The organism is Microcystis sp. LE18-22.4A, assembly GCF_027531105.1.
GTDB lineage: Bacteria > Cyanobacteriota > Cyanobacteriia > Cyanobacteriales > Microcystaceae > Microcystis > Microcystis aeruginosa.
Map to the genome: position 1 here is coordinate 1 of NZ_JAPZRB010000502.1, position 22,407 is coordinate 22,407.

Consider the following 22,407-nt stretch of genomic DNA (forward strand, 5'->3'; position numbering starts at 1 on the left):
AAATCCGTTGAGTATAGGCTACATAGGGTTTGCGGCAAAAAGTTTTTCCTGGGGGCAGGGTGTAGGGTGTGGGGTGTGGGGTGTAGGGTTTTACCGATTTTGAGGGGGTCAATTACCTAATTTTCAGGGAAAAAGTCCAGGAATTTTTCCCCCGATCACTCCCAGATCCATTACTTTTTGATGGCCAAAAGGTCTAAAAGTTTTACCCAACAAGGTTTTTAGATTTATTCAGCAAACCCTACATATCAGGACAGGCAATAGGCAATAGGAGCAATAGATAATCAGTTTTTAATAACCGGATTTGGTATAACTATTCTCAATTATCGGTCTAAACAGGATTTAGTCTGACAAGTCTCTGGTAAATGGCGATCGCTGAGAGACGAAAATCTTCTTAATGCTGGCAAAATTCTCCCTTGCAAGCGAGATGTCGCCAGCTATCTACGAATTAATTGCACCCAGCTACTGGGAACAGAAAAAGCTATATTTATAAGTAAATCGAATCTGTCTTTCTGTTTAAAGACCCATGGATAACAAAGTTCTCGACGTTCACCATCTCACCGTTGAATTTTCTAATCAGAAAAGAACAACAGTCGCCGTTAATAACATTAGTTTTAGCTTGCAGAAAGGTCAAGTTCTCGGTTGTGTGGGGGAGTCGGGTTCAGGAAAATCTGTCACCTCCCTCGCACTCATGGGATTGGTTCCTTCTCCTGGAAAAATTACCGGGGGAGAAATTTGCTTTCGTCCGGCAAAAGGTCAGTCAATGCAAGCAGTAGATTTATTATCTATTCCCCCGGAAGAATTGCGTTATTATCGCGGGGGAGAAATGGCGATGATTTTCCAAGAACCAATGAGTTCTCTTAATCCAGTTTATAACATCGAGTTTCAACTCACCGAAGCAATTTTACTGCATCAAAAAGTCACCACTGAACAGGCAAAAAATCAAGCAATATCTCTACTGCAAGAAGTGCGTTTATTACCCAGTGATGAACAGTTGGAGGAGCAGTATATAGAAACTTTTCCCTTAGAAAATAAGGGTCATGTCAGAGAAAAAATTAGAACTTATATTCAGGAACAAAAAGAGGCAATTCTCAAGCGTTATCCTCACGAATTATCGGGGGGACAATTACAAAGGGTAATGATTGCCATGGCGATTTCTTGTAATCCTACCCTATTAATTGCCGATGAACCAACCACCGCTTTAGATGTGACTGTCCAAGCAGAAATATTAAGATTATTAAGAGATTTGTGTAAAAGCGATCGAGAAATGTCAATGGTTTTTATCTCCCACGATTTAGGAGTTATTAACGAAATTGCCGATCAAATTGTCGTAATGTATCAAGGAGAAATTGTCGAACAGGGAACAAAAGAAGAAGTATTAAATTATCCCCAACATCCCTACACAAAAGGTTTACTTGCCTGTCGTCCTCGCTTAAACTCTCGTCCAGAAAAATTGCCCACCGTCAGCGATTTTTTACGAGTGGAAAATGACTCTCAAGGTAAGATTATTGACTTACAGGAAATTACTCCACCGGCAGTTAAATTTATTACTCTCCAGGAGGAAGAAAGCAGAATTGAAGGTTTACAACATCACGAGAATATTTTATCGGTAGAAAATTTATCGGTTAGATTTCCAGTTAAGGGAGTTTTCGGGCAAGTAAAGACCTTTTTTAATGCCGTAGATCAGGTCAGTTTTGCCGTTAAACGGGGGGAAACCCTGGGTTTAGTCGGTGAATCGGGCTGCGGAAAATCTACCTTAGCAAGGACAATTCTGCGCTTAATTCCTGCCACTTCTGGAGATATCTATTTCCGAGGAGAAAATCTCGCTAAATTAAACCCCAGCGATCCAAAATTAAGACTACTGCGACGGGAATTACAGATAGTTTTTCAGAATCCCTACAACTCCCTGAATCCCCGTTTATCCATCGGTAAAGCAATTTTAGAACCGATGGTTATTCATCATACCGGCGGCAATTCCCAAAAGCGACGGCAACGAGTAGAATATTTATTAGAACGAGTTAAACTTGATCCTAATTGGTTTGATCGCTATCCCCATCAATTATCGGGAGGACAACGACAAAGGGTGTGTATTGCTCGCGCTTTAGCCTTAAATCCTCAGTTTATTATCTGTGATGAATCTGTCTCTGCTTTAGATGTTTCCGTGCAAGCGGGAGTCTTAAATTTACTCAAAGAATTACAGCAGGAATTTAATCTCACTTATATCTTTATTTCCCACGATTTAAGTGTCGTCAGATTTATGAGCGATCGGATTATGGTGATGAATAAAGGTAAAATTGAGGAAATGGGTACAGCTAACCAAATTATTAACTCTCCCCAAAGTGATTACACCCGTAAACTTATCGCTTCCATTCCCCAATTTACCGAAAGTATCGCTAGTTAAAATTAGCCATCAAACCTAAAGGATTAGCTGCCTCTAATTGTGCCGATAAACCTAACAAAGTGATTTCATCAGCAGGTTTGCCCACTAACTGAATTCCCACGGGTAAACCCTGACTATCCACTCCTGTGGGTAAAGCAATCGCAGGTAAACCACTCGCATTAGCAATCGGAGAAGGAGCAATCCAAGCAATCATCCTATCAACCGCTTCTTGCGGTGGTAAATTCTCCCACTCACCAATTCCGGGGGGTTGATGTAGGAAAATGGGCAAAAGTAAGACATCAAAATTATCAAACATCGCCACAATTTGCCGCGAAATAACGTGCATCTGCCGCACCGCTTGCAGGTATTCCCCCGCGCTGCCAGAATTGTCCAATAACCATTGGTTAAGGGGACTTAATAACTCCCTGGGAATTCCCGTCGCCGCCGTACCCGCTTGCCAAATACGGCGAAAAGGAGCGATTAACGCCTGTAAATCGGGAGAATACTCCGTTAAATGATGCCCCATACCCTCTAAAATTTTAGCCGTGTCGAGGACAGCATTTTTATAGACGGAAGCCGCCTCGCCGAAGGGGGATATGGAAGTAGCAAAAGCGATTCTCAGGGGTTTTACGGCTCTTTGAGTGGCTTCTAGGAAAGAAAAGGGCGGATCGGGTAGCCAGTAGGGATCGCCCGTCGTATAGCCCGAAATCACGGTAAGCAGCGCCGCCCCATCTGCCACCGTCTTAGAAAGAGTGCCGTTAGTGGCGATACCGCTTTGAAATTCCCCCACCGGGGCATAGGAAACGCGCCCACGACTGGGTTTTATCCCCACCAAACCGCAACAACCCGCCGGAGTACGAATGGAACCGCCACCGTCGGAACCCTGGGCAATCGGGCAGAAACCCGCCGCTACCGCCGCCGCCGCGCCACCACTGGAACCTCCTGCGGTATAATCGCGGTTGAAGGGGTTACGAGTCGGCAAAAAACCCGGATTTTCGGTGTAGGGAAAGGACCCTAACTGGGAAGTGGCAGTTTTGCCCAGAAGGATAAAACCCGCCATTTTCATTCTGGTGACGATTCCTTCGTCGTATTGGGCAATATTTCCCTGTAAAGCGGCGACTCCGTAACTAACCGGCATTCCAGCGACGGCATTTAAGTCTTTAATGGCGGTGGGAACTCCAAAAAAAGGCGGTAATTCGGCAGTAGCGGCGATTTGACTTAATTGTTCCGTTTGGGCGCTCGCGGTTGCTAGGGCGCTTTCCCTGGCGACATGGACAAAACTACCAATTTGACAGTCAAATTTCTCGATTCTGTCGAGGTATAAATGGGTTAATTCTAGGGGGGAGATTTGTTTAGTGCGAATCAGTTGGGCTAATTCTAGGGCGGATTTTTGCAATAATTCATCACTCATGAGCGATCGAGTTAAAATAGGTAAGTGAAAATAATTATATTCGTTAGTGGCAAGATGGTTTTAAAAGAAAAAGAAAAAGAAAAAAAAAGTCCATTTCCGTCAAAATTTCCCTATCCCCTATCCCCCCTTGTCTTGGAAAATTATGACCCCACAGTTAATTGAAATTCTCTCGGCTGACGAAATTCGTCGCACTATTACCCGTTTGGCTTCGGAAGTTATCGAAAAAAGTGGCGATTTAAATAACTTGATTTTGATCGGTATCTACACGCGAGGAGTGCCTTTAGCTAATTTAATTGCTAGTCAAATTGAGAGCTTAGAAGGGGTAAAAGTTCCCGTGGGAGCGATCGATATTACCTTCTATCGCGACGATCTCGATCGCATTAAAACCCGCACTCCTGCTAAAACCAAAATGCCCCTAGATGTCACGGGAAAAACCGTGATTTTAGTCGATGATGTTATCTATAAAGGTCGCACAATCCGCGCCGCTTTCAATGCTATTATTGAGTATGGCAGACCGCAAAAAATCCGCTTATTAGTACTCGTTGATCGTGGTCATCGGGAATTACCAATTCACCCAGATTTTACGGGCAAAAAACTCCCCACCGCAGCCGAGGAACAGGTAAAAGTTTATCTACAAGAGATTGACGGCAAAGATGGGGTGGAATTAGTCAAATAAACAGAGGATTGCTAACTAATCCCCGGAGGAAAATAAACAGAGTTGCATCGATAATTAGGTAGGCGTTAAAAATTATCAGACACCCCCCTTATCAATGGTAGGGTTGATTCATGAATCAACCCTACCTTATCAAGGGGGGCAGGGGGGATCGAACCTAAAATCCATTTTTAATTTAATTATAACCAGCTACTTAATAGCCACAAAAATATCACTTCTTGAGGTTTTTTCCTGTTTAAAACACCGAACAAATTTAACCACCGAATCACCAAAGTCTGCTGAAGCTTTTACCATCTATATATTTGCTAAATAAAAAAATCATCTATTTTTAGGGCAAGGTAAAAGCAGCAATTACGGGATAATGATCGGAAGGAATCAGATTCAACCAACGGGAAGGATCGACTTTGGCCCAATCTAACTGTAAACGGCTATCATAATAAATTGTATCGATGGCTAAATAAGGGGTATCGGTGTAATTATTAAAGCTCATTTGTTCTGCTAATTCCAAATCTGCTAAAGCGTCCTTTAATTTAATTTCTTGCCGGAGAGGTTGAGTTAAAATCTGACGGGGTAATTGCTGAGAATTAACATTAAAATCCCCCGTTAAAAATAGGTAATCTTCTGTTAAATCTAGTTGACAAAAATGCTCCTGTATGCACTTAGCCCCTAAGTCCTTAGCTTTGTCACTATAGTAATCGAGATGGGTATTATAAAACTGCAAAGTTTGCCCCTCAAGAGTGCCAAATTTAGCCCCCGTTACCATGCGGGGATAAGGATTACCCCAAGCTTCAGTGATACTGCCAATAATATCGGGAGTTTCTGATAGCCAAAATTCGTATATTTCTAAACATTTTAACCGACTTGGTTGATATAAAATCGCACAATGTTCATCTAATCCTGTCCCTCTGCGATCGCGTCCTAAACTTTGGTATTTTGGCAATAAACGGTGTAGATCCAATAGTTGATTAGCGCGAGCTTCCTGGGTACCAATTATATCAGGAGAATAGTGAGCAATTAAAGCCGCTACTGCTTCCCTTCTTACTCGCCAATTACGCTCATCGGGATCGGGTTTATCGTAGCGAATATTAAAGGACATTGCTGTTAGTTTCATAGGAAAATGGAGAATGGGGAAGGAAATAGAGAGTTTTGTCAGTGAACAGTAAACAGTAATCAGTGAACTGAAAACTCACATCTGATAACTGATAACTGATAACTGATAACTGATTCAAGGCTGATTCCTAATAATTAATTATCAGGATTTTTTGGCAATTGTCCAAAAGGGAAAAGTCTGACTGGGATTGATGATAACCCCCGTGATGCCATGGCGAGCAAAAGCGTATTCCTTGGTTTGCCAAAGGGGAATATAGGGAACTTCATCGGCGAGAATTTCTTGAATTTTGCCAAAGATTTGCTTTCTTTTGGCTGGGTTACTTTCCCGACGGGATTGTGCGATTAATTGATTCATTTCTTGACTATAAAAAAATGAGCCTTGACTTTGCGATCCTCCTTCTTCGCAGCCAGTTTCTGGGGAACCTTTAGCACAATCTAAAAAGGGATAAATATAGTTATCTGCATCCAAAAAATCCGGATACCAATTAGATAGGGCAGTGGTATAAAGTCCCTGGCTAATATTACGGAAAAAGGCCGCTCCTAGGATACTATTGGGTTCAAATTGAATCCTATTATCTAAATCCCGTTTTGATAGGGCTTTCATCACTGCCGCCACGCTGCTGGAAGTAATCGATCCCGAGGAGTGCCAAACTTCTACAATTGCGGGTTTTTCTGGACTATAACCAGCGGCTTTTAGTAATTGTTTAGCTTGCTCTATATTATGGTTGCCATAGCGCTCTTTAAACACCGGTTGTGACTCGGAAAAAGTAGTAGGAATGAGACTAAAAAGAGGGATGCCTTGACCTTGTAAAATGCGCTCATTAAGTAAATCTCGATCGACTAGAGAAGCAATGGCTTGTCGCACTAAAATATTGTTGGTGGGTTCACTTTTGAGATTGACGCTCATAAAGTTAATTGCTGCCCCAGAAGATTCGATGGCTTGCCATTTTCCCTGCGCCGCTTCTGTGCGTAATTTTCTCACTTGAGGAGGGAGTAAAGATTGATAGGCAATATCCACCGCACCCGTCTGAAAACCGTTGAATAAATTGGCAGGATTCGAGAGATAAATTTGAACATTAACTCCCTTATTTTTGGCCGGTTCTCCCCAATAGCGATCGAAGGCTTCTAAACTAAAAGAATCGCTGGTAACTGCTTTTAATCGATAATGTCCCGTGCCGATAAATTCTTCAGGTTTAAATTTACCCTCGCCAATTTGATAAAATTTGGGTGAAACTGCACAGGCTCCGGGGTAAGCTAAAAGAGCGGGAAAGGCGGCAAAAGGTCTGGTTAGTTTAATAGTAATTTCGTCTTCTTTGGTAGCAGTGATTTTATCAATTGTATCCCGGAGAAGAAAGGAAGGTTCACCACCATTTTTGATAAATCTTTCTAGGGAAAACTTCATCGCCTCTGCGTTAAAAACCGTGCCATCATGAAAAATAACTCCTCGACGTACTGGGATAGTATAGGTCAAACCATCGGGGCTAATTTTGGGTAATTCCCTGGCCAGGAGAGGCTTTAAATTAGTGGTTCCTTCCGCGTAGGTGTAGAGAGTTTCACCGAGATTATAAATAATAAAAAGTCCTGCTAACTCATAACTATCGGCAGGATCGATCGAGCGTGGTTTTAGGGTTGTCCCGATCATCAGGCGATCGCTATCTCGTTGTGGTAAATTGGAATTAGTGGACTGACAGCCCACGGTCAGAAGAAGACAGAGGCAAAATAAACTTAAATAGCGGTAAAGTTGGCGTAAAGGTCTCATCGATGGCGATTAACGGCAGCTAGGTATCAATCAATCCTATCATTTTTGAGTATAATCTTTTCTACTAGGTTCCCTTAAGGAACTAGGTTGATTGCTTAATTGGTTAGTAAAAATTCTTCAATAACTGGACTGATTACCCGGACAATTAAATTAAATTTTCCGGTCGAGAATGGCAAAAACTTGATCAATTTGGCCAAGAAGAAGAGCCAGGGACGAAAAAGTGTTAAATGGTTCAGAATAGCTGGAGCCATGGAGGTAGATAGCAACCGATTAGAAACTCATCTTCTTTTATCTATCAGCCATTTAAGTAAGTAGTTATAATTAAATTGAAGATAGATTTTGCCTCTGATCCCCCCTGCCCCCCTTGATAAGGGGGGTGCCGATCCCCCCTTAGTCCCCCCTTGATAAGGGGGGTGTCTGATAACTTTTAACGACTACCTACTTAGGTTAATCCTGTCCCTTCTAAACAAGCTCGATCGAAAATTGCCCCCGTGGTTACTGCCGAGGCTAAACTAGCACAAAGAAGATTGGCATCAGTAAAATTTGTTCCCCGTAAAATCGCCCCAAAAAAAATTGCTTCCTCTAAATCGGTGGCCGATAGATCTGCCCCAGAAAGATTAGCGCTAGTAAAATCCGCTTGGGTTAAAATCGCCCCGACAAAACTCACTCCCCGGCCATCGACGCCGCGAAAATCTGCCCCGGACAAATCTAGATGATTAAAAACCGCCCCGGCTAAAAAAGCGCCGGCCAAACTTGCCCCAGCGACGATCGCATCGAGGAGAATTGCCCCGCGTAAATCGGCATTACGAAAATCTGCTCCCCTTAAATTTGCCCCTGTCAAGTCAGCACCGCGTAAATTTGCCCGTAAATTCGCCCCTGCTAGGTCGGCCCCCGCTAAATCAGCCCCTGCCAAATTCATGCCCGCTAAATCTTTTATCTGACCCTGACGAATTGCTAATAAATCAATACTGGGAAAAGTCATGTTCAGCCACGGTTAAATCCTGTAAAAATATCTTAGAATATTCGTAAACCTTTGTTAAGAAAGCGCTCCATGTCCCTAGAGCTATTATCCCTAGAAAATATTGAAGAAATCGCCCACCAATACGGATACTGGGCAGTATTTGTCGGCATCACCCTCGAAAATACCGGGATTCCCATCCCCGGGGAAACCATCACCATTGTGGGCGGCTTCCTTGCCGGTAGCGGTGATTTGAACTATTGGTTAGTTTTAGTCAGCGCAATTACAGGAGCAGTTTTAGGCGATAATTTTGGCTATTGGCTCGGTCGCGCTGGGGGTTGGCCGTTTTTGTTAAAAGTTGGCAAATTCTTTCGGATTCCGCCTCAAAAACTAGAATTAGCCAAGGAACAATTTAGTAAAAATGCACCCCGGGCGGTCTTTTTCGGTCGCTTCGTGGCCCTGTTAAGAATCTTTGCAGGTCCCATGGCGGGAATTGCCCGAATGCCCTACGGTCGCTTTTTCCTCTGTAATCTCGGTGGAGCAACGGTGTGGGCGACGATTATGGTGACATTATCCTTCTTTTTAGGCCGTTTGTTCCCCTTGCACCAGTTAGTCAGTTCTATGGCTCGTTTTGGTATCTTGGCTTTAATTATCGTCCTGGCCTGGACAATTATCCACCCCATCCTTGAGTCACGGAAAACGTCGGTTTAAGTCCAGAAGAAAGCGGTTATCAGAAATAACCGCTTCGGGAATTTTAAAAGAATCTCTTTAACGTTCGCGGCGACCGAAGTTTTTGCGATCACCGCCGCCACCACCACCAAAATTATCTTCTTTGGGACGAGCTTTGTTGACTTTCATCTGTCGTCCCATCCATTCGGCCCCGTCAAGAGTTTCGATCGCTTTTGCTTCTTCCTCATCGGAGGACATTTCCACAAAACCAAAACCGCGCATTTTACCCGTTTCCCGATCTACGGGCAAGTAAACGCGACTAACTGTGCCGTATTCAGCGAATACCTCTTTCAAGTCATCTGTCGTGACGTCATAAACCAGATTACCAACGTAAATCGTCATGGATTGTCTCCCAATATCACAGCCATTTCGAGAAGGAGATCGGACACAACCCAGTCAAGGCCATCAGGGAAAAACCACTTCTGTTTGAAACCAATGCTGCTACCGAACCTAACTACTCTCTCTAAACTAGCATAGCTGATCAGTGATCGGTGATCAGTAGGAGTAGGGAGTATTAAGTGAGCAGTATTACAAGGCGGTTTTCTGCTTTCCTTTCACTGATTACTGTTCACCGATAACTGATTAGGGTAGCCAAGGATATTGACTAAAATCGGGGGGACGTTTTTCGAGGAAAGCCTGTTTACCTTCGGCTCCTTCGGCGGTCATATAGTAGAGTAAAGTGGCATTGCCCGCTAACTCCTGTAAACCCGCTTGACCATCACAATCAGCATTAAAAGCCGATTTTAGGCAGCGAATCGCCAAGGGACTTTTTTCGAGAATTTCTAAGGACCATTTAATCCCTTCCTGCTCTAATTCCTCCACCGGGACGACATGGTTAACCAAACCCATTTCTAAAGCTTGTTGGGCGTTATACTGCCGACAGAGAAACCAAATCTCGCGAGCCTTTTTCTGACCGACCACCCGGGCCAGATAACTAGAGCCAAAACCGCCGTCAAAACTGCCCACTTTTGGACCGGTCTGGCCGAAAATGGCGTTATCCGCCGCTAAGGTTAAATCACAAACCAAGTGCAAAACATGACCGCCCCCGACCGCATAACCTGCCACCAGCGCGATAACTACCTTGGGGATGGAGCGAATTAATTTCTGTAAATCCAGCACATTGAGCCGGGGTACGCCATCATCGCCAATATAACCCGCCTGACCGCGCACCGTCTGATCGCCGCCGGAACAAAAAGCATATTTGCCATCGCTGTGGGGACCTGCACCCGTGAGCAATACTACCCCAATGCGGGCATCCTCGCGAGCATCACAGAAAGCGTCGTAAAGCTCAAAAACTGTTTTTGGACGGAAGGCATTACGCTTATGGGGGCGATTTATAGTGATTTTGGCGATTCCCCCCCATTTATGGTAAAGAATATCCTCGTAGGTTTTGACGGATTGCCATTCAACGGTCATAGTCTCGGTTATCGGCACAGCTTTTTTACCTTACCCTATTTTGTCCCCCACTTTGAAGCCTGGAGCGCCAGAATAGGGGAATGGATAGTTGACCGAAAAGGTTTAAAGCTGATTCCCTTCTTGATGTTTTCTGGGTATTTACTCAAAATATATTGCTCCTATTTGTTAACTTTAAAGAGGTAAAAATATGAGTACAAGTAATAAAACTAAGCTTGAATCATTAGAGTTTTATTTGGGGTTAAAATATCCAATAACAATTTATCCTGATGATCACGGGGGATATGTATCAGAAATTAAGGATCTTCCGGGATGTTTCACTCAGGGAGAAACCATAGAGGAAACCTTAATCAGTAAACAGTAAACAGTAATCAGTAATCAGTGAACTGAAAACTTACATCTGATAACCGATAACTGATCACTGATCACTGAAAACTCACATCTGATAACTGATAACTGATAACTGATAACTGAATTAAAGCCATTCGATTTCTTTAGCTTTTTCGGGTAGTTTAGCCGTGGCTTGTCCTTGGCTGCGGGACTGAAACCCAATTAAATCGAGGGGAGTAGCCAATAAATCTACTAAATCTGCTTTACCAAACAGTAACTTGAGAGTATTTTTTGGTAGCTCTTTTAATAACCAACGACCGAGAGTAAAAAATAACTCTTGATTGGTTAAAGGTCGCATCAATTCGACACCATACAATTCGTGAAGATAGCGATTCGAGCGCCCATAACGTTTTAATTGACTTCTTAAGTCTTCTAAGGTAGAACGATGACGATGGTAAATAATTGCCTCTGGTGCGTAGGTTAATTGCCAGTCGGTTTGTTGTTGAATACGCCAACAGATATCGGCATCACCACCGGTAGTTAAATAAGGACGAAATAAACCAACTTTTTGAAAAGCTTCTCGACGAATAGCGAGGTTAGCAGTTTGACCGTAGGGACAAAAAGAATGTTCTAAAAGAAATTTTGGTGACATAAAGTTACGACGTTCTGCATACTTTTCCAAGCAAGTGGAACCAGTTAAGGCAGCAATTTCACCCACTACCAGACCGATGTTAGGATCACTAAAGGGTTGGATCAATTCTGTCAACCATTGCGGTGCGGGACGACAATCGGCATCGGTAAAGGCCAGAAAAGGATAACGAGCGCTTTTGATCCCTTTGTTGCGAGCAGCGTAGGAGCTTTGTATCTGATTTTCGCTTAAAATGATCAGGTTCAGTCCCCGCTGTTCTTCTGCTGCCTTTCCTAATAATTCTGCCGTGCGATCGCTACTATTATTATCAACTAAAATATATTCAACTAATTGACGGGGATAGGTCTGTTTGGCTAAACAATCAATGAGAGGGGGTAGATCTTTCTCTCCGTTATAAATTGGCACGATCACGGATACTTCGGGAAAGAACTGCAAGGTAGTTGACATCGTTGGAGTCCAATAAACGGGGGACGGTTGAACTATTCGCTACAATACTACTATAATCAATAGCAACAAAAAGCAAGTCTATCGTCAATTATTTTAGACCAACGATGAAAAGTTTCTTCCGAAAATTATTTTTCTATGTGGGTATTCTTTGGCTCTCACCCTTAATCATTGCTTTTCAGGTAGCTAACAATCGAGAACTTATCTTAGGTGATGTGCGGCGTTGGGTAGAGTTATTAGGCCGGGAAAAAAGAGCAGATTGGTTACAATTGTTAGCTCTGTGTCTGGAGGCAAAAGAATTTAGAAATTTATATTATTGTCGTCTTTTTCAAGGTGGTTCATTCAGCCGTTTTTTTATGTATATTCTTAGGTTTTTCTATCGAGAAAGTTCCTATTTATTTCTAGATTCTTCCTGTTCGATTGGCAAAGGATTATTTATTCAACACGGTTTTAGTACGATTGTTATGGCGGATTTGGGCGATAACTGTTGGATTAATCAACAGGTAACAATTGGCTATAAAGATAAAAGCGGTCGCCCCAAAATTGGCAATAATGTCAGGATTACCGCCGGTGCTAAAGTCTTGGGAAACATTACCATCGGCGATAATGTCACCGTGGGCGCAAATTCAGTGGTAGTCAAAGATGTTCCACCTAATTGTGTGGTGGTGGGTATTCCCGCTCGTATTATTAAACGGGACGGCGTTACAGTAGATGAAAAATTATAAACGTTGACTTAAAATATATTCGGCAATTGCCAGATCTCCGGGGGTAGTAATTTTTAAGTTAGTTTCTTCACCGACGACAATTTTGACGGGAAAACCACATTTTTCTAATAAGGCGGCATCGTCGGTGACTTCCCAATCTAATTTTCGCCCCTGTTCATGACATTCTTTTAATAATTTTACCTGAAAACCCTGGGGCGTTTGGGCCGCCCACAACTGCGAGCGATCCGGTGTATCCTCAATCCAGCCCTTGCTATCGACAATTTTAATCGTATCTTTCACCGGAATCGCCGCAATGAAACCCTGACAAGTGGCTAAAGCGGCGGCACAGCGATCGAATAATTCGGGAGTGGCTAAACAGCGCGCCCCATCGTGAATTAAAACCGTCTCAGCCCCCTCTGGTAGGGCTTGTAAGCCATTGTAAACCGATTTTTGTCTGGTTTCACCTCCTTGGATGATTTGCACGGGTTTAAGGGCATTTATAGGGGTGATAATTGTTCGGATCTCCTCAAAGTCTTCCGGTTGTGCCATGATGCCAATCCAGATAATTGCCCTCGATTCCATGGCAGCCAGCAAAGTCCAAGCCAGGAGAGGTTTTCCGTGCAGGGTGAGCAGTAACTTATTGCGATCGCTGCCCATCCGTTTACCCATTCCCGCTGCTGGAATTAACAAATACATATTTTTTTCAGGTAAAAAGTTAACAAGAGTCAGGAAAGAGAATTCAGTGGACAGGAGTGGGGAGCTTTTTGCCTCTTATTTGTAAACAGTAATCACTGTCCGGCTGATGGTTAATCGCTTAAATAACCCAAAAACTATGCCTCTTAAGAGAATAAATCGAGGGGAAAGTGACCATAAGTACCGACTAATTGATCATTTTCTGACTGACAAGAAACCAGGACACCGCGATAGGTTCCCGTATAGGAATCGAGATAGGAAGCTTGTCTTTGGGTATTGTATTTAATATACACCGCTCCCTGTTCTGGGTGGTCTTCTGGGAGACTATTAGGTAAGGGGTATCCCAGGGCTTGTAGATAACTTTTCAGGGCTTTAAATCCCTCTTCATTGTTATCGGCACAGATACCTAAATTAATTGATTCCGAACCTTGGTTAACTAATAAAATTGCCTGTCTTAGAGCTTCTTCTTCTTCGGGGGATTGGGCAATTTTTAGTTGAATACATCCATATTCTTTTAGGAGTTTCAAGGCTTCTTCCATAGACATGAGCGGTTAGATATGTGGGGCTAAAGATAAAAAATCAACTGTTGCTGCTGTCCTTACCGACAAATTCCCAAGAAAAAAGCCCTAAATCATTGGGGTTTAGAGATAGGAAAATTTTGCATTGGTCTTATCATATCAGGTTGGGGACAGGAAAATTTATCGGGGTTGTTGGAACGCTCTGGGTTGTGCGGGCATTTCACACTAAATCCGGTTATTAAAGAATGATTATTTATTCCCCCTATTGCCCATTGCCTATTGCATTAGTGCCTGTCCTGATATGTAGCCTATGCTCAACGGATTTAGTATAACTCACTCCGTTTTGATAGCCAAAGTAAGCACCTATAATAATTCCAGCACCAAAACCGATCGCTAGGTAAGGCAAAATTATACTGAGGGGAAAAGGGGAGTGTCTCCGATGAGATAGGGAAAATCGCTCACCAGTGGCCACAATATCCTCAGCAGCTTCAGGGAACTCCTCTGGTTTCTCTAGGGCTTTTTCTTCAGTTGTTTCAGAGTCTTCCAAAGCTTCTGGGGCATCTTCCGGGTCATTTTCGGCGATTTCTGCGGTTATTATCGGCAAAGAGTTTAATTTGGTGACAAGATTGACGATTAAATCATCTTGACTCAGGGTTATCGATTCTTGCCAAGCGGGGATATCGGATTCCTGGGTCATACCGTAAACGATCACTTGTTCTAATCCATCGATGCCCAAGCTTTTGATTTCTGCCGACAAAAAAGGTAATAACTTGTGTTGATTAGGTATATTTTTGGATTGAACTTTTAGAGTCAGGGCATTTTCTTGTGGGGTGGCTTCAATAACCTCTATTTTTCTGGTTAAGAGACTTTGGTTAAGTAGAGCAATAATAGCGGCTGGATGCTGGAGTTTAGCGGCATGGATAAGTTGTGCCTGATTCATGACCTTGAGGGGCTAAGGAGGGGATATTATAATACTAAACCCTGTGGAAAAGGTATAGGAAAGTGGGTGAGTGCCGGAGCAGGGGGAAACCATCCATAACTGGGTTTTTAAAGTTGAATTGGGACTTAATCATGCTATTAAAAACCGATTTGGTATCGGTCTGTCCATCCCTGCCCCCGGTGCCACTTAAATTTCCGCCACGGCTCTTTCGATTAAACGACGAGCCAGGGTTTGAATACCGGTATGTTCATAGTAATTGGTGGTCATATCGAGGAATGCCCCAACATATACCAATTTATCGGCAGAAAAGTCGATAAATCCCTGAATTTTGCTCAATAATCCCTGCTGGCTCAAACTGCGCTGGCTGACAAAACTACTCATCCAACCTTTAGTGGAGTCGAAACTTTGACCGATAAAGTCTAATTTTCTGGCAGTATTTCCCCCCGGAATCAATTCTTTAATACTGCCGAAAGTGGAGTTAGATTCTAATTCTTCCGGGGTGAGAATGCTGAGGCCCGATTCCACTTTGCGGATAAAACTGCCCCCCAGGGGAATTAAACCATCCAAACAAACTAACGCCGCCATCCGCATCAGGGATTCGCCGCTATAATCTCCCAGAGAAGCGACGAAATCATCGATACTATCGCCCGGAATGCCATTGATTTGACAAAAAGCGACTAATTCGGTCACTAATTTCAAGGTTAGATCGATGGTTTGCGCTTTTTCGGGGGCAGGGGTTAATTTTTCGATTAAACCGCCCATGAGGGGAATTTTACCACCGACGGCATTAGCAAGAGAGGCGGCGGCTAGGGCATTATCGGCGCTGTCGATGGTTTGGTAGAGCCAGAGCGCCCGTTGATAGCCCTGGGATTTATCATTAAACAACCAAACGGCTCGATCGCCAATCTGTTGGATCATGCTTTCGTCGGTTTCGCCGGTGACTTTGATAATCGTATTTTTAAACCCGACTAGGTTATCCCACTGTCCCGGCACGACATAATCAAGGGTTTTGAGAACTTTGACGGTGAGATTATTCGTCGGTAATTCGTCCACCAGTTCAAAAATTGGCTTACTCACGGATGTCTCCTTACTTTAACTTTGCTAGACCATCTAAATCGAACTTAGCTAACCAAGCTTGGCGATCGCTGGAAGAAAAATCTGGCTCCCGCGATAAAACCTTGACTTGATAGCGATTATTGACTAAAACGGCGCTGGCGGTTGCACCCTGTTCCACAGAGGGAAAACCTTTAATTGTGGTTTGACTGTCTTGGAATTTATTGGCCGCCGCGGGATTATTGCTGATGTCAGATATGGCTAACATAGCCAGAACTTTGCCATCTTGCTTCAGTTTTGCCTCAGCAAAGCCTTTTTTCTCCTGGGTATAGACGCGCTCGTATCCTCCCCCAGAAGGCGGGAAAAACCGATTAAAACTGCCGCCAGAGGTGGATTCTTTCACCACTGCCGCCGCCCCGCGAGCGGTACTTTCTTGTTGCGCTTGGTCAAATTGTGAGGGAGCTTTAGCACAGGAAGTTACTAGCAAAAGTACCGCCAATACCCCTGCTATCAAGATTTTGCCAAATCGAAAGTTCATAGTTATCTTAATTAAAACTTACTAATGTTTGTTTGTAGTATATCTCTCGCTTATTGCTGATTATTGTTAAGTTTTTCTAGATTCTCTCACACCAGACCGAAAAAAAACAGAAAATCAGCAAAATTCGAGTCAATAACGAAGGCAGGAGGCAGTCCCGATGAAAAAATTTTCACCCCCACAGATGAAAGAGGTTTCCTTCCCTACACCCTACACCCCACACCCCACACCCTGCCCCCAGGAAAACCTTTTTCGGCAAACCCCAGCTACAGTCCTGCAATTGCCCCCCGGGCCATAGATGCGATCGCTTGTTCCGTGGCCCGGGGTAGATGATAATATTTACCCCCGGCTTTTAGGGCTAATTCTTTGGCAAAACCAGTGGAGACGAATTTTTTCTCCGTATCGATAACCAGCAGTTTAATGCCTAAAGAGCGAATTTTAGCGGCAATATCGAGCAGTTCTGCCTTAATATCGGGTTTTTCCCCCTCCGGAATCGGTTCGCCTAAAGATTTCGCCAAAGGAATATTACTTCTACCGTCGGTAATCGCCACAATCACCACTTGACCGATATCCCCCGATAAACGAGCATTCATCCCCACATGAACCGCTTGGGTTAAACCGTGGGCTAAGGGGGAACCGCCACCACAGGGCAGGGTTTCTAGACGTTTTTTCGCTAGGGTAATCGATTTGGTCGGTGGCAATAGTACATCTGCTCGCTCACCCCGGAAAGGAATCAGGGCAATCTGGTCGCGATTTTCGTAAGCTTCCGTTAACAGACGCATGACCGCACCTTTAGCCGACTGCATCCGATTCAGGGCCATGGAACCGGAGGCATCGACCACAAAGACAATTAAAGAACCGGCCTTGCGGGCCAGCCGTTTTGAGCGCAGATCCCCTTCTTCTATAATCACATGACGTTCGGGATTCCTCAAGCGACGGGCTTTTTGATAGGGGGCGGCCGCCCGGAGAGTGGCATCGACGGCGACTCTTTTCACCTTGCCCCGGGGTAACATCGGCTTAATATAACGTCCCCTATCTTCCGAGAAAATCAGGTTACGCGCCCCCGATTTCCCCTGACGCTGGGCCATCTGGGCAAAATACAACACACTGGGATCCAGTAAAACCCCTTCCGGGTCGAAAACAAATTCTTCCGGCAGATTATCCGGCTGTTCCGGTTCTTTTTCCTCCTCTTTCTCCTCCTCTTTTTCTTCCTGTTCCTGCTGGTTTTCGTCTTGGGGCGGTTCCGGTGGGGGCGGTGGTGGCGGTGGCTGTTGTTCCTGTTCCGGAGGTGGTGGCGTAATCAGCGATCGAGGTACAATGACTAATTCGACGGCTCTTTTTAAGTCATCGGCACTGACTAAATCCCGACCTTCTAAAGCGGCGGCCGCCTTGGCTACTCTCACGGCAAAAATCTCGGCGCGATGACCTTCTACCCTACCGCGCACCGCTTCCTCCACTAGATAACTAATTTGTTCGGGTTTAATTTTTACCTCTTTTAACCATTCCCTCGCCAGAATAATTTCGGTTTTTAGATCATCGATTTCTTGGGCATATTGGGCGATAAAAGCGGTGGGAGAAACAGCATACTCGATCGCCTGATTGACGGCGGTGACTCGTTGGTCTAAACTAAGGACACCATCGGCGGAAAGAGCAATGGCAATTCTATCTAATAAATGGGGTCGTAAATCCCCTTCTTCTGGGTTATAAGTAGCGATCAGGATTGGTTTACAGGGATGTTGAAAACTGATGCCTTCCCGTTCGATTTGGTTACGTCCTTCGCTTAAAACTGTGAGTAATTGGTTAGCAATTTGGTCATCAAGTAGATTAATTTCATCGATGTAGAGAATTCCCCGATGGGCGCTGGCTAATAAACCGGGTTGAAAGACTGGTTCCCCCTGTTTCACCGATTCTTCCACATCGACGGAACCCAATAAACGATCCTCGGTGACTCCTAGGGGAATCTGCACGAAAGGGGCCCGGATAACTTCCGTGGCGACCTCTCCACTGCTATATTCTTCTTTAGTGCGATCGTCCCATTCGTCGGCATTATTGGGATCACAATTAAAGACATTACCTGCGATAATTTCGATCGGTGGCAGTAAGGAATGTATCGCTCGCGCCATGACTGATTTGGCGGTTCCCCGACGACCGGCAATTACCACACCCCCCAGGGCGGGATCCACGGCGGCTAAGAGTAGGGCTAATTTAATCGCTTCTTGGCCGACAACGGCAGTTAGGGGAAAATTGAGGGTCAGAGTGGGCATAGATCTAGATTCAGGCGGCCAAATTCTAGTGTAAAACAGAAGCTCACTGGTCTGGCACTTTTCCCTTTTCTTCGACCCGCAAGTAAAATTTTTTTGATTCCCTTCCCCGGTATTTTAACTGCATCTCGATGGATTTCTTCCCCCCCGAACCGATCGAGAAGTTGCCGGGTTAATCTAGGATTAGCTCCTGATAACGGCTGTAGAGAGGACAAAAATATGATAGCGACAATAATCGATCGCCTTACGGAAACCAACCCGCAAATTATGCGAGAATGGCAAGGAAGATTAACCCCGAAAAATATCTCGATCGCCTCGGTCATCTCCCTAGTTGGTCAATTATTAGTTTATTTATACTATCAAAATCTCTTGCCGGTAGGGGAGGGATTTAGTCGTTACTGTACCGCTAATCCCCCCAATAACAACGATTATTATCCCTATAGTGGGCTTAAATACTGTATCCAAGACCTAAATGGTGAATGGATGATTATCTCCCGGTTATGGTGGTTGGATATCTTCACTTTTCTGAGCATTACCGGCATTTTCGCTCTTTTAGTGGTGGGAACCTATCAATTAATCGCCGATCTTTCTGGGGAAGAGCGCCGGGGTACACTTAATTTTATCCGTCTGAGTCCCCAACCCGCCAGAACGATTTTTATCGGCAAAATTTTCGGGGTTCCCATTCTCCTCTATCTCGTCTGTCTTCTCGCTTTACCCTTTCACTTGGGAGCCGGTTTATTAGCAGGTATTCCCTTGTCGTTAATTTTAGCCTTCTACGCGGTTCTGATCGCTAGTTGTGCCTTTTTCTATCATGCCGCCCTTAGTTTCGCTTTAGCCACGCCATGGTTAGGGGGATTTCAACCCTGGTTAGGCAGTGCTACAGTCTTATTCTTTGTGTTTTATAGCACTATTGTTACTTTATCGGGCTATGGTGGTTCCCGTACCCCCTTTGATTGGTTAATTCTCTTTAATCCTAGTTTTGTCCTCCCCTATCTAGTTAAATCTACCTTTCTCCCCCCCGATGCGGTACGCTATCTAGGAATCTCACAAATCTTCGGGCTGCGTTGGTACGGTCAATCTCTCTGGCAATCGGTTATAATGGGTATTAGCTTAATTTTGCTGAATTTTTCCCTCTGCACCTACGGTTTAACCAGAATTCTCCAGCGTCGCTTCCATAATCCCCTCGCTACTCTTGTTAGTAAACCCCAAAGTTACTGGATGATGGGCTGTTTTAGTGCCATTAGCCTGGGTTTTGTCTTCCAAACTCTGGAACCGAGCTATATTTTCGATAATTTTGTGATTCTTAGCGTTTTTGTGGCAATTTTTGGCTTGTTAATCCTTTTTGCCCTCACTCCCCCCCGTCAAACTCTCCAAGATTGGGCGCGCTATCGTCATCTGCAAGGAAAAACGGGCATTAGTCTGGGGAAAGCTGTAATCTTTGGCGAAAAAAGCCCTTCTACCCTAGCCATGGCTGTTAACGTCGCCATTGCCATTTTATTCATCCTTCCCGCTATTTTTATCGCCCCTCTCCATCAATATAAACTAGCCACTGCAGCCGGGTTTCTCTTGGCAATGAACATGATTTTAGTCTATGCCGCTATCGCCCAATTATTGATGTTAGCCAGCACAAATAAACGCGCTTTGCTGGCAGCCACTAGCATCGGCATTTTGATTATTTTCCCCTTCCTCTGTTTCGCTGTCTTGGGAGTTAATCCCAGTCAATCTCCTCTGTTATGGTTTTTTACTCTTCTTCCCATTGCCGCTACTAAATACGCTACATTTCCCTCTTTCGCTTTGGCAATTTTCAGTCAGTGGTTGGGTTTAACCCTCGTCGGATGGCAAATTAATCGGCAATTAAATCGCCTTGGTGCCTCGGCAACTAAAGCGTTAATCCCGGGCTAAAAAATACCGACTCAAAGGGGGGATTAAATAATATTTCTGCCGATAATTTTCTCCCCTTGAGTGTCGGTTAATTTTTTTTCCCAAAAAGCTTGACAAAACCCCGCGACTTGACAGATAATTTCTTATAGAATGGGAATCCGTGCCTGCCTGCGAACTCCTTCTTTTCAGGTCAAATAAAGCCCCAAAAAATTAGGCGTTGTCAGATCAGAATAATTTCAGTTCCGGTGCTGATTCGGAGCATCTTTCAATTTTACAACGCCTATTGTAGGGCTAATTCATGAATTAGCCCTACACATAGTAATTTCAGTTCCCATCTGATTAGGAGCATCTTTCAATTTGACAACGCCACATTTTTACCCCACCACCGATAAACTATCAACAATTAGCGAGGGAGTATAACAGGAACCATTCCATTGATTATCGGCCCCCAAAGCGATTAAATTCTGCAAAGCCGTATAAACATTTCCCGTCACCATTGTATCTTTAACTCGTCCGGTGATTTTGCCCTTTTCTATGCGATAACCCAGATCGATATTGACAGAAAAATCGCCCGAAATATCGGCCCCATGACCTAAAATTTGGTCGATAACTAGGCCCTCATCTATTTGCGAGATTAAATCCTCTAAAGTTCCCTCTCCCGGTGCCACGATTAAATTAACTAAATCCGGCATGGGATAAACCCCTAAACCGGGACGAAAACCGTTTCCCGTCGGAGTAGTTTTTAACAATCTGGCCGTGGTAAGATCGCTATAGAATTCCTTAACTCTACCTCCCTCAATTAAAGATAAAAATTTGGTAGGAGTTCCCTCATCATCAAAGGGACAACTATAGGGTTCTCGGTCTGGTTGTTGGGATAAAGTCAACTTTTCTGACATCACCAATTGACCGATTTTATCACTCCAGGGCGAGGACTTTTCTAAGATCTGTTTCCCATTTAAAGCCATCGCCACCGTACCCCATAACAGGGTAACTGCATTAGCCGTCAATAAAATTGGTAATTTCCCCGTGGGACTATCCACATTATTGGCTGCCCATTGTAGTCGCTGCAATAACTGTTTAATTACCGTTTCGGGATGAGGAATACTGCGAGTATATTCCCCATCATAAACCGCCAGAAAATCCTCCCCCCGTACCCATTCAATCCCCAGATAATAACTCAAAGCTGTATCGGTATATTGACAATATAAACCCTGGGAATTAACCAAACGGGTGATTTCCCGTTCACATTCCCATTCACCACTACAAATAACCTCAGGGTAAACTTGGCGAATATGGCCAATCATTTGATTACCCATCTCGATTAAAGATTCTACCGCCACATCTTGCCCAATCGGGTCATAGATTGCCTGTCGTGGTGCCGAAAATTCGATTTCTTCCGGGGCATTGAGATAGGATAAATTTAACGCCGTTTCTACTAAAATTTCCGGTTCTACATCACCATAACCCACCGCTAACCCCGGACAACCCTCGCGCCATAATCTTAAGGCAGTTCCCACAGATTCGGAACTTTCTAGCTGTTTGAGACGATTAGCCTCAAAAAAAACGGGATGGGAAAGGGAGGAAGATTGATAAACTTCGGCTGCCACCGCTCCCGATTTGAGAGCTAGTTCGATGAGTTGTTGCGGATCGATCGTCATGGTGATAGTTTTTGAGATAATAGCTATCTGATTATCTCAAGCCCCGGCACTTCGGCGCAAACGCTGCTAATAAGACTGCGGCGAGTTAAAAAATTTTTGCTTATTCATCAATATTTTTGAGCAAAGATGATCAAGTTGGTAATGAAGTTATCATAGAATCGATCAAGAGTCAAAAACATGGATACTCCCACCTAGAGAGGCCGAAAAAATGACGATTGCCAAAAGCGACGAAACTGCCACCTCTCCGGCACTGATAGAAGAAGATTTCGAGGACTTCTGGGAACCCCCCCCACCCCCCACAGACTTAATTT

General features: G+C 44.2%; 20 protein-coding genes and 1 pseudogene. 7 read left to right on the plus strand and 14 right to left on the minus strand.

The window, feature by feature from the left end:
- Nucleotides 1-523: 523 nt before the first annotated feature.
- Entirely contained in the window at nucleotides 524-2,398 is a 1,875-nt protein-coding gene (locus tag O9295_RS21605; protein WP_288035240.1) for an ABC transporter ATP-binding protein, read from the plus strand.
- On the opposite strand, the gene O9295_RS21610 is transcribed toward O9295_RS21605, so the two are convergent.
- Complete coding sequence (locus tag O9295_RS21610) at nucleotides 2,391-3,788, minus strand: amidase (protein ID WP_288035243.1); 1,398 nt, start codon at nucleotides 3,786-3,788, stop codon at nucleotides 2,391-2,393. The two genes, O9295_RS21605 and O9295_RS21610, sit on opposite strands and share 8 nt — an antisense overlap.
- A gap of 142 nt (nucleotides 3,789-3,930) precedes the next feature.
- Between O9295_RS21610 and pyrR the strand changes: the two genes are divergently transcribed.
- Entirely contained in the window at nucleotides 3,931-4,464 is a 534-nt protein-coding gene (gene pyrR, locus O9295_RS21615; protein ID WP_288035246.1) for a bifunctional pyr operon transcriptional regulator/uracil phosphoribosyltransferase PyrR, read from the plus strand.
- A gap of 325 nt (nucleotides 4,465-4,789) precedes the next feature.
- On the opposite strand, the gene O9295_RS21620 is transcribed toward pyrR, so the two are convergent.
- From O9295_RS21620 to O9295_RS21630, 3 genes are all read right to left on the minus strand, one after another.
- A complete protein-coding gene (locus O9295_RS21620) occupies nucleotides 4,790-5,572 on the minus strand; it encodes an endonuclease/exonuclease/phosphatase family protein (RefSeq protein WP_288035267.1) in 783 nt (260 codons plus the stop codon).
- A 141-nt stretch (nucleotides 5,573-5,713) separates the two neighbouring features.
- Complete coding sequence (locus tag O9295_RS21625) at nucleotides 5,714-7,330, minus strand: ABC transporter substrate-binding protein (RefSeq protein WP_288035270.1); 1,617 nt, start codon at nucleotides 7,328-7,330, stop codon at nucleotides 5,714-5,716.
- A gap of 442 nt (nucleotides 7,331-7,772) precedes the next feature.
- On the minus strand, nucleotides 7,773-8,312 hold the full coding sequence (locus O9295_RS21630; protein WP_288035273.1) for a pentapeptide repeat-containing protein: 540 nt from the start codon (nucleotides 8,310-8,312) through the stop codon (nucleotides 7,773-7,775).
- 69 nt (nucleotides 8,313-8,381) lie between these two features.
- Between O9295_RS21630 and O9295_RS21635 the strand changes: the two genes are divergently transcribed.
- Nucleotides 8,382-8,999: a DedA family protein gene (locus O9295_RS21635; protein ID WP_147071293.1), complete on the plus strand. Its 618-nt coding sequence runs from the start codon at nucleotides 8,382-8,384 to the stop codon at nucleotides 8,997-8,999.
- A gap of 57 nt (nucleotides 9,000-9,056) precedes the next feature.
- On the opposite strand, the gene rbp is transcribed toward O9295_RS21635, so the two are convergent.
- Both rbp and menB read right to left on the minus strand, forming a co-directional pair.
- Complete coding sequence (gene rbp, locus O9295_RS21640) at nucleotides 9,057-9,359, minus strand: RNA-binding regulator (RefSeq protein WP_288035274.1); 303 nt, start codon at nucleotides 9,357-9,359, stop codon at nucleotides 9,057-9,059.
- A gap of 240 nt (nucleotides 9,360-9,599) precedes the next feature.
- A complete protein-coding gene (menB, locus tag O9295_RS21645) occupies nucleotides 9,600-10,433 on the minus strand; it encodes a 1,4-dihydroxy-2-naphthoyl-CoA synthase (RefSeq protein ID WP_012267160.1) in 834 nt (277 codons plus the stop codon).
- A 187-nt stretch (nucleotides 10,434-10,620) separates the two neighbouring features.
- Here menB and O9295_RS21650 point away from each other — a divergent pair, with 187 nt between their 5' ends.
- On the plus strand, nucleotides 10,621-10,794 hold the full coding sequence (locus O9295_RS21650) for a type II toxin-antitoxin system HicB family antitoxin (RefSeq protein ID WP_288035276.1): 174 nt from the start codon (nucleotides 10,621-10,623) through the stop codon (nucleotides 10,792-10,794).
- Between the two features lie 111 nt (nucleotides 10,795-10,905).
- Here the strand turns inward: O9295_RS21650 and O9295_RS21655 are convergent, their stop codons facing one another.
- Nucleotides 10,906-11,856: a glycosyltransferase family 2 protein gene (locus O9295_RS21655; protein ID WP_052278123.1), complete on the minus strand. Its 951-nt coding sequence runs from the start codon at nucleotides 11,854-11,856 to the stop codon at nucleotides 10,906-10,908.
- A 104-nt stretch (nucleotides 11,857-11,960) separates the two neighbouring features.
- Here O9295_RS21655 and O9295_RS21660 point away from each other — a divergent pair, with 104 nt between their 5' ends.
- Nucleotides 11,961-12,578, plus strand: coding sequence for a serine O-acetyltransferase (locus tag O9295_RS21660; protein ID WP_052278124.1), 618 nt, complete (start codon nucleotides 11,961-11,963; stop codon nucleotides 12,576-12,578).
- Here the strand turns inward: O9295_RS21660 and ispD are convergent.
- From ispD to bchD, 6 genes are all read right to left on the minus strand, one after another.
- Entirely contained in the window at nucleotides 12,573-13,253 is a 681-nt protein-coding gene (gene ispD, locus O9295_RS21665) for a 2-C-methyl-D-erythritol 4-phosphate cytidylyltransferase (protein ID WP_052278125.1), read from the minus strand. The two genes, O9295_RS21660 and ispD, sit on opposite strands and share 6 nt — an antisense overlap.
- A gap of 143 nt (nucleotides 13,254-13,396) precedes the next feature.
- Complete coding sequence (locus tag O9295_RS21670; protein WP_052278126.1) at nucleotides 13,397-13,795, minus strand: DUF1824 family protein; 399 nt, start codon at nucleotides 13,793-13,795, stop codon at nucleotides 13,397-13,399.
- 235 nt (nucleotides 13,796-14,030) lie between these two features.
- Nucleotides 14,031-14,708, minus strand: coding sequence for a hypothetical protein (locus O9295_RS21675; RefSeq protein WP_288035279.1), 678 nt, complete (start codon nucleotides 14,706-14,708; stop codon nucleotides 14,031-14,033).
- A gap of 186 nt (nucleotides 14,709-14,894) precedes the next feature.
- Nucleotides 14,895-15,785: a hypothetical protein gene (locus O9295_RS21680; protein ID WP_052278128.1), complete on the minus strand. Its 891-nt coding sequence runs from the start codon at nucleotides 15,783-15,785 to the stop codon at nucleotides 14,895-14,897.
- A 10-nt stretch (nucleotides 15,786-15,795) separates the two neighbouring features.
- Complete coding sequence (locus tag O9295_RS21685) at nucleotides 15,796-16,299, minus strand: hypothetical protein (protein ID WP_002761255.1); 504 nt, start codon at nucleotides 16,297-16,299, stop codon at nucleotides 15,796-15,798.
- Between the two features lie 263 nt (nucleotides 16,300-16,562).
- Nucleotides 16,563-18,560, minus strand: coding sequence for a magnesium chelatase ATPase subunit D (gene bchD, locus O9295_RS21690; RefSeq protein ID WP_288035281.1), 1,998 nt, complete (start codon nucleotides 18,558-18,560; stop codon nucleotides 16,563-16,565).
- A 216-nt stretch (nucleotides 18,561-18,776) separates the two neighbouring features.
- Here bchD and O9295_RS21695 point away from each other — a divergent pair, with 216 nt between their 5' ends.
- Nucleotides 18,777-20,459: a hypothetical protein gene (locus O9295_RS21695; protein ID WP_288035283.1), complete on the plus strand. Its 1,683-nt coding sequence runs from the start codon at nucleotides 18,777-18,779 to the stop codon at nucleotides 20,457-20,459.
- Nucleotides 20,460-20,812: 353 nt separating this feature from the next.
- Here the strand turns inward: O9295_RS21695 and O9295_RS21700 are convergent, their stop codons facing one another.
- Nucleotides 20,813-22,096 carry a TldD/PmbA family protein gene (locus O9295_RS21700; protein WP_288035285.1) on the minus strand — a complete coding sequence of 428 codons (1,284 nt, stop codon included), beginning with the start codon at nucleotides 22,094-22,096 and terminating at the stop codon, nucleotides 20,813-20,815.
- 208 nt (nucleotides 22,097-22,304) lie between these two features.
- Here O9295_RS21700 and O9295_RS27965 point away from each other — a divergent pair.
- A pseudogene (locus O9295_RS27965) lies at nucleotides 22,305-22,407 on the plus strand (Uma2 family endonuclease); the annotation flags it as partial.

Coding starts and splice junctions, on each gene's coding strand:
- O9295_RS21685 (WP_002761255.1), bottom strand. CDS start 16,299: ATGAACTTTCGATTTGGCAAAATCTTGATAGCAGGGGTATTGGCGGTA.
- bchD (WP_288035281.1), bottom strand. CDS start 18,560: ATGCCCACTCTGACCCTCAATTTTCCCCTAACTGCCGTTGTCGGCCAA.
- menB (WP_012267160.1), bottom strand. CDS start 10,433: ATGACCGTTGAATGGCAATCCGTCAAAACCTACGAGGATATTCTTTAC.
- O9295_RS21635 (WP_147071293.1), top strand. CDS start 8,382: ATGTCCCTAGAGCTATTATCCCTAGAAAATATTGAAGAAATCGCCCAC.
- O9295_RS21625 (WP_288035270.1), bottom strand. CDS start 7,330: ATGAGACCTTTACGCCAACTTTACCGCTATTTAAGTTTATTTTGCCTC.
- O9295_RS21650 (WP_288035276.1), top strand. CDS start 10,621: ATGAGTACAAGTAATAAAACTAAGCTTGAATCATTAGAGTTTTATTTG.
- O9295_RS21620 (WP_288035267.1), bottom strand. CDS start 5,572: ATGAAACTAACAGCAATGTCCTTTAATATTCGCTACGATAAACCCGAT.
- O9295_RS21610 (WP_288035243.1), bottom strand. CDS start 3,788: ATGAGTGATGAATTATTGCAAAAATCCGCCCTAGAATTAGCCCAACTG.
- O9295_RS21630 (WP_288035273.1), bottom strand. CDS start 8,312: ATGACTTTTCCCAGTATTGATTTATTAGCAATTCGTCAGGGTCAGATA.
- O9295_RS21670 (WP_052278126.1), bottom strand. CDS start 13,795: ATGTCTATGGAAGAAGCCTTGAAACTCCTAAAAGAATATGGATGTATT.
- O9295_RS21700 (WP_288035285.1), bottom strand. CDS start 22,096: ATGACGATCGATCCGCAACAACTCATCGAACTAGCTCTCAAATCGGGA.
- O9295_RS21655 (WP_052278123.1), bottom strand. CDS start 11,856: ATGTCAACTACCTTGCAGTTCTTTCCCGAAGTATCCGTGATCGTGCCA.
- rbp (WP_288035274.1), bottom strand. CDS start 9,359: ATGACGATTTACGTTGGTAATCTGGTTTATGACGTCACGACAGATGAC.
- O9295_RS21695 (WP_288035283.1), top strand. CDS start 18,777: ATGATAGCGACAATAATCGATCGCCTTACGGAAACCAACCCGCAAATT.
- O9295_RS21605 (WP_288035240.1), top strand. CDS start 524: ATGGATAACAAAGTTCTCGACGTTCACCATCTCACCGTTGAATTTTCT.
- O9295_RS21675 (WP_288035279.1), bottom strand. CDS start 14,708: ATGAATCAGGCACAACTTATCCATGCCGCTAAACTCCAGCATCCAGCC.
- ispD (WP_052278125.1), bottom strand. CDS start 13,253: ATGTATTTGTTAATTCCAGCAGCGGGAATGGGTAAACGGATGGGCAGC.
- O9295_RS21660 (WP_052278124.1), top strand. CDS start 11,961: ATGAAAAGTTTCTTCCGAAAATTATTTTTCTATGTGGGTATTCTTTGG.
- pyrR (WP_288035246.1), top strand. CDS start 3,931: ATGACCCCACAGTTAATTGAAATTCTCTCGGCTGACGAAATTCGTCGC.